This window comes from Halorientalis pallida, assembly GCF_004118325.1.
GTDB classification, from domain to species: Archaea; Halobacteriota; Halobacteria; order Halobacteriales; family Haloarculaceae; genus Halorientalis; species Halorientalis pallida.
Genome location: NZ_RDFA01000020.1, coordinates 1 through 1,495, shown reverse-complemented (window position 1 = coordinate 1,495; position 1,495 = coordinate 1). Strand labels below are relative to the sequence as shown.

The following is a 1,495-nucleotide window of genomic DNA, read 5'->3' as shown; positions in this document are numbered from 1 at the left end:
GTCCGGTCGGGCTCGACCCGCCCGACTGACTGCCTCCCGACCGCCCACCCGCCGGGTGAGCGGAAGCCCGGACCGGCCGATCTCGATCCCCGGCTCGACCGGGGTCGAGGAGCGGCGGAGCCCGGACCCGCGAACCGGCGGGTCCGTTCGGAGCCCAGTCTCTCGGCCTTCCAAGACTAACTGTACATCTGGCGCGTACGGCTCTGAGCGTGCCGTTTTCACTTCTACCCCGCCCAGATGTAGCTTTAAGTAACAGCGTCGTGACTGCTCAGGTAGTTGAAAGCGAGTCCGGATGAAGGCCGGACCCCACCGCGACCGGGCCATGTTGGGTTGAAGCTTTCTACCCGGTCAGCGGCCGCGTCTGGCCTTTCTCCGCCCGTCTGCAAAGGCGTTACGCCTGACCCAAGACGGCTGACTCAGACCGCGCAGAGACCGCCACAAGGCCCGCAGAGCGGCGCGACGGCCCGCCCGTCCGCCCGGGACCTACGGGACCCCGGCAGACCGGCAGGCAGTCCGGCGAGCGCCCCGAGCCGGGCCGAGTCGCGGCGCGACCGGAAGCGACCCCTCGCGGGTCGACCCGGAAGGTGGGCCGCAGGTCGCCGACCACCGGAAGGCGACCCTCTCGATGCGGTGCGGAGGTGGTGGCGGTGACTTCACTTGTCGACGGTAAGAACAACTCAAGAGACGGCGAGAGTCGGCAAACCGAGCAGTCCACGCTCACGGATCACCTCGATCTCGCCGACGACCAGGACGACGGCGACCGCTACGACTGCCGCGAGACATACAGGAACTTCGAGTTAGAGGCTGAAGACGGCGAAACCGCCGACTTCAGGTGTAACTCGTGGGATTGCTACTGCTGCGCCCACCGAATGCGGATGAACCTCGTCGAAGATCTCGATCGCCTGATCGCGGAACGTCCCGAGCTGCGTCGGTTCCTCACGCTGACCCTGAACCCGGAGACAGCGCCGGAGTCGCAGGAGGATCAGCACCGGTACCTGACCGAGCGGTTTAACGCTCTCAGGACGGAGCTAAACGACGAGTACGACGGGCTGAGCTACGTCTGGGTCCGCGAGGAAGGCGACGGCGGGAACCCGCACTTACATCTGCTTGTCGACAGGTACGTTCCTCAGCAAAAGTTATCTGTCATGTCGAAGCGCGTAGGGCTCGGCGAGGTGGTGGACATCCGCCGAGTCGAGGCCCGCAACGCGGCGAAGTATCTCACGAAGTACCTTACGAAGGGGTCGCTCTGGAACCTGCCGAAAGGAGCCCGTAGATACGGCTCATCGGCCGATATAGAGCTGTCCGTCCGCGGCGGCGACGGCGACAGCCGCGAGTGGGATCTGCTCATGGACGACTACGAGATCCTCGCTCCGGAGAGTGACGAACCTCTCCGGCGAGGTGTCACATCATCAGATCTCGTCCGACAGCGCGAGAACGGAGGTCCGGTCGGGCTCGACCCGCCCGACTGACTGCCTCCCGACCGCCCACCCGCCGG

The 1,495-nt window shown here is 65.9% G+C and carries 1 protein-coding gene; it reads left to right on the top strand.

The window, feature by feature from the left end:
• The first annotated feature begins 647 nt into the window (after window positions 1–647).
• A complete protein-coding gene (locus EAF64_RS20640) occupies window positions 648–1,469 on the top strand; it encodes a rolling circle replication-associated protein (protein ID WP_129070858.1) in 822 nt (273 codons plus the stop codon).
• Window positions 1,470–1,495 lie beyond the last annotated feature (26 nt).